5 protein-coding genes and 1 pseudogene are annotated in these 4,843 nt (G+C 38.4%); 3 read left to right on the forward strand and 3 right to left on the reverse strand.

The features are described from left to right. From ACED60_RS25145 to ACED60_RS25155, 3 genes and pseudogenes are all read right to left on the reverse strand, one after another. Positions 1-770 (reverse strand): annotated as a pseudogene (locus tag ACED60_RS25145) (Rpn family recombination-promoting nuclease/putative transposase); the annotation flags it as partial. Positions 771-1,597: 827 nt separating this feature from the next. After that, positions 1,598-2,044 (reverse strand): EamA family transporter, encoded by a 447-nt coding sequence (locus ACED60_RS25150; protein ID WP_371728693.1) that lies wholly within the window; start codon positions 2,042-2,044, stop codon positions 1,598-1,600. Continuing rightward, entirely contained in the window at positions 2,041-2,640 is a 600-nt protein-coding gene (locus ACED60_RS25155; protein ID WP_371728694.1) for a class I SAM-dependent methyltransferase, read from the reverse strand. The genes ACED60_RS25150 and ACED60_RS25155 overlap by 4 nt, the downstream gene beginning before the upstream one ends. A gap of 258 nt (positions 2,641-2,898) precedes the next feature. Between ACED60_RS25155 and ACED60_RS25160 the strand changes: the two genes are divergently transcribed. From ACED60_RS25160 to ACED60_RS25170, 3 genes are all read left to right on the forward strand, one after another. Beyond that, positions 2,899-3,126 (forward strand): hypothetical protein, encoded by a 228-nt coding sequence (locus ACED60_RS25160; RefSeq protein ID WP_371728695.1) that lies wholly within the window; start codon positions 2,899-2,901, stop codon positions 3,124-3,126. Between the two features lie 143 nt (positions 3,127-3,269). Further along, positions 3,270-4,118, forward strand: coding sequence for a DMT family transporter (locus tag ACED60_RS25165; protein WP_371728697.1), 849 nt, complete (start codon positions 3,270-3,272; stop codon positions 4,116-4,118). Between the two features lie 2 nt (positions 4,119-4,120). Beyond that, positions 4,121-4,759, forward strand: coding sequence for a LysE family translocator (locus ACED60_RS25170; protein ID WP_371728698.1), 639 nt, complete (start codon positions 4,121-4,123; stop codon positions 4,757-4,759). Positions 4,760-4,843 lie beyond the last annotated feature (84 nt).

Raw genomic sequence — 4,843 nt, forward strand, 5'->3', positions numbered from 1 at the left:
GGCGGCCACGTTGCTCGCCTTGTTGGCGCAATTGTTCTGCAATAGTCATAAGTGTGTCCTCGTGTTTCGGTACTGATGAGGCTAGTGACGTAATTAACGCCTCTAGGTTGTTCGTTTCACCCACTTGGAGTAAGTAGCTCATCAATGACTGTACTTGCTTATCTGTAGTGTAATCGGTTAAGAGCAATGTGACCAGAGGCTCAAAGAAATCCATGATATCCCGATGCCTTGCGTGCTTTTGGACAAGCTCAAGCAATGCGGCGATGCTGCATTATCTCATCATCGGAGATGACCGTGACATCGACTAATGGAAAATCTTGAGTATAGAGCGCTTTAGCTATAAGAGGGTTAACGAACCCTTTTAACCAATTCATCTCATACGGGTAGGGCGAGACCTTACCATGGTAAAACTGCAACGGGATCACCAGAGGTAAGCGCTCATGGCCAGCTTCAATATGTTGCTGCATGGCGGCGATAGCGTAACGCATTAGTCTGAATGCCATGTGTTTATCTGGTCGACTCTGGTGCTCGATTAACGCGTAGACGTAACCTTCCCCCTGAGACGTTGTAAGAGAATAAAGGACATCCGAATAGTAAGGCCGTAAACTTTCTTCAATAAAGCTGCCTGATTCGAGTTTTAGGGTCGTCAAATCACAGATTTCACGCAGCTCAGCAGGCAGGTGAATATCCAATAAGTCCTTAGCGGTTTCTGGATGAGTGAGAAACTGCTTAAAGAGGGCATCATGTGGGGTTGGCGTGGTCTTTTTCATTTTATTATCCTAACACCAAATGAGTTAAATCAGTATCACGATAGGGATTCTGCGCTAGCTTAATTTCTGCTCACGCATCAATTTAGATTATTTAATGTGATTCCCAAGGGAGGTTGACGGGGGAGTGTAAAATGAGAGCAGAGTGCAACAATAGTTAGCCACGCCTAACATTAAGTAGGCTTTCTAACAAAACTCTATTAATCGATTAGGTTTGTAGTAGAAAGCCCCTCTCAATTAGGCCTTTTTCTACAGCGAGATTTATATGCTATAAACGCTGTAACAACAATGGTTAATTGACTAACATGTATCGCTCGGGGATGTTTTAAAATCATCAAATTTTAAGATTAGGTTTTTTGGTGAAGTTTGTGTTTTGGGGAGTCACACTTGGAGTTCTGTAAATAAGTGTACGTTATGAAGCCAAAGTCAAAATACCAAGGGTAGCGAGTAAACAAGAGACTATTTTCGTTTTAAGGTTCGTGCGCTCTTTTAAAAAGAAGTAACCAAAAAGAATATCGAGGATGAAGGCTCCTTGGAATAAAACCATGACTAAACTAAAAGCGCTAGTGTTAAGCACTTTTAAGAGAAAATAGTAGCTTGCTGTTCCGCAAGTGGCTGTTATTACGGCGTTAAATAGAACTTTTTTGATTAACCTATAATGAACTTTAAATAGTAGAGGCGTCAAAAAAGCGGTTCCAGAAAAACCGATAAAAAGGATAACGCTAGTAGGTAAGTACAACGTAAGTACTTTATCAAAACCAATGGCTAGAGTGAGAAAGATTGGCGCGAGCCACGCGTGTAGATTGTTTGAAAAAAGAAGATTCATGTTGTTACTTGTGCTGATGAGCAGTGAAGCGACAAGAAGCGACAAGTATCAGTATAACGCCAGTCATTTGAAGGAAAGTCAGTGTCTCATTTAAAAAGCTAACCCCGAACAGAGCACTCCAAATGATCTTTGTTTTAGAGATTATCGAGACAACGCCTAATTCAATTGAAGCACGAGCCCTAAAGGTTGAGTACGCAAACCCAAGCCATGAGAAAACACTGAATATACTTAAAAGCAACAGCTCCCAAAGTTTACTTGTATTGTCGAATTTTGTAGGGATTTGTTCGATTTCGAAGATAACAAACAGAGCAGCGAGTAAACTGCATGTGATTTGATAGGCTAGTAAATATTCATTACATAAAGGATTTTTCTTAAGAAAGACTCGTGAAATCCATTTGTCTAATGAACTTAAAGTCATAGCTAGAGCTAATATAGTGTAGGAACTTATCATTGTTTCTCAATGTGAATCGAGGTCTTGCATTTTATGAGTTCAAATAGTTTTCGGTTATTGGGGCTACTCTCTTCTCCTTTAGTAATAGCAACGTGATTATAATCAGTTTCAATTTTAGCTATGACATTTGGAATGACGCTTTGAAGCATGAGTAATTCGAAAACCAATTTACTTAAAGGAGTTCCGGGGAAAAACTCTTTCTTTTGAAACTCACCCGGCCAATGCGCCCACCCCCAATCTTCTATGATGTATATCCCACCTGACTCTAGATAAGGGAATGATGTCAAAAAAGTGGCTTTTGTTGGTTCATATAAATGGCTGCAATCATCAATAATTAGGTCTACATTTTTTTGGGGAAAGTGTGATTCTAATATTTGAATGAGCTTGTCTGTATGATCTTGCTTTACTCCACAATAAGGCTCTATTACCGAGTGTGCTGAAGGCCCCTTTCGGTATTGACTTAAGGCTGGATGTTCTTGGCGTTCGTCTATGCCTATGATGGAGTCAGGGGTGAAAATCTTATCGAGTAAAACGAGACTTGCCCCGTGATATACCCCAAACTCAATAATGTTTTTTGGACTCCCCCAAGAAACCAAATGAAATTCAACTTCGTCATCAATGGAGAAGTGTTCTTCATTATGCCAGCGTATTTTATCTCAAGGGTCATTATAACTATTCATACTTAGTATAGGCCTGATAATTTCCATAGCCTGCAATGCTACTGTATGTAAAGATTTGATATTAATAAATTATTAATTAATTATTAATATAATTGATATTTTTAGTTTATTCTCCTTAGATCGTTTTACTTTATTTAACGCTTCTTTCGAAAATTCAAAGATAGAGGGAACATAATGGATAAGTCCGAGCTAATATTAAAGACCACTAAGGAATTAAAAGACATAGCTGAATCAGGGGCTAATAAAATTGCATTGGCCATGCAAGAAGAAACAAAAGCTAATTACATAAATTTTGTTTCGATGCTTTATCACTACTCTGTCCCAGGAAAAATCGCAAAACTACCAAAAAAATATTACGTAAATTACCAGTCGCCTATACCATTAGAGAGAAAATATCCTTAAGTATATATTTTATTCGACAGAAGATATTCTTACGCAATAAAGAAGACATTGAAAATATAGAGTGTGAAGTTGTAGAACAAGATTAAATTGTTCTTTCGCTATTTATTAGTAATAAAAATGGTTCATCAAACTAGGATATGTCAATGGGAAATGTCATGGTGTTTTTTGCGGCCCTTGCATGGAGTACAGCAGGGTTATTTACCAGGATAATATCTACCGATTTTCCGACAACTTTATTTTGGAGGTCTGTATTCGGCGGGATATGCGTACTATTTATCTACTATTTGATTGGCACACCAATCAAGCGTCGCCGTATGTTGATATTTACCAAAGGTGAACTAATTATTGGAATTATTGTCACCGCAGGTATGATTTGTTTTATAGCCTCTTTTTTTTATACAACAGTGGCGAATGTTTCTTTTGTATATGGGTTGATGCCATTATCGACATTTGTTCTTTCTGTTATTTTCCTTAATGAAAAAATCAATAAAACCACGTTGTTTTGTTGCATCATATCTATGCTTGGTGTGGTATTTATTATGTGGGGGACCACGGATATCGACGACAAGTTAGGCTTATTATTAGCATTTGGGATGACATTTTTTATGGCGTTGTTGACAATAATAGCAAAGTACTATCCAACGGCTGAAGTTGCCAAATCAACATACTTGTCTGCCTTTTTATGCGCACTGATTGTATATCCGTTTTCGAGTCATATTAATGGTTTTTCCAGTGACTATTATTGGTTAGTTGCGTATGGAGTGACGAATGTTGGTTTAGGGTTCGGTGTCTATTTAATAGGAGTTTCTCGAACAACTGCTATGTCGGCAGCTTTAATAGGATTAGCTGAGATACCGTTAGGACCATTTTTAGTTTGGGCTTTTTATGCTGAGGAGGTGGGGTTACGCACGATCATAGGTGGCACAATTATAATGATGGCTGCAATAATGTACCTAGTTTCTAACAGAACCGTAAAAAGGGAGTTTGAATAACAGTGACCTCAAATACGGAATTGTTTACCTACTTAGTTTTGACCTTGTTATATGCGTTCATGCCGGGTCCTGCAATGCTTTACAGTATTGCTCAAGCTGTGTCAGGAGGGAAGAAAGTAGGAATTATGGCAGCTTTTGGCCTTCATATAGGAGGTTATTTTCATGTAATTTTAGCTGTATTAGGTTTGTCTTCTGTGCTTTTAGCTAATCCTTCTCTCTATTCTGCCATTCAAAAGCTAGGAGCTCTCTATCTTGTTTGGTTGGGTTTCCAACGTATCTATCTATCAAAAAAATTACGTATTACTTCTTGTGAAAGCAATCTTACCTCTCCTAAAAGAACGTTTATTGATAGTGTCATTGTAGATATTCTGAACCCTAAAGCCGCAATTTTCTATCTTGCTTTTCTCCCACAGTTTGTGAATGAAGCAGGAAGTGTTGCTGTTTGGCTCCAACTGCTTATTTTGGGAGTTGTTACGAATTTATTGTTTAGTAGTGCTGATCTGTTAAGTGTTTTGATGGCGAGTCATCTACAGAAAAAGTTTCAAGCAAGAAGTAACTGGGTTGATTTTTTCTCAAGGTGGTCTGGTAGTATTTTTATACTGTTAGGTGTTATGGCCTTGGTAAACTCCTCGTACAATTAGGGGAAGGGACACACTTCTCGGATTTTTAATTGTATCCGCCCCATGAACCCACGGGGCGACTTGTCAGTGTTTGAAGTTCCAAGG

The sequence above is a fragment of the Vibrio sp. 1F279 genome (assembly GCF_041439815.1).
Classification (GTDB): domain Bacteria; phylum Pseudomonadota; class Gammaproteobacteria; order Enterobacterales; family Vibrionaceae; genus Vibrio; species Vibrio tasmaniensis_A.

Bases quoted from the DNA above. Each gene is read 5' to 3' on its own strand.
- ACED60_RS25160 (WP_371728695.1), top strand. From the start codon at position 2,899: ATGGATAAGTCCGAGCTAATATTAAAGACCACTAAGGAATTAAAAGAC.
- ACED60_RS25150 (WP_371728693.1), bottom strand. From the start codon at position 2,044: ATGATAAGTTCCTACACTATATTAGCTCTAGCTATGACTTTAAGTTCA.
- ACED60_RS25165 (WP_371728697.1), top strand. From the start codon at position 3,270: ATGGGAAATGTCATGGTGTTTTTTGCGGCCCTTGCATGGAGTACAGCA.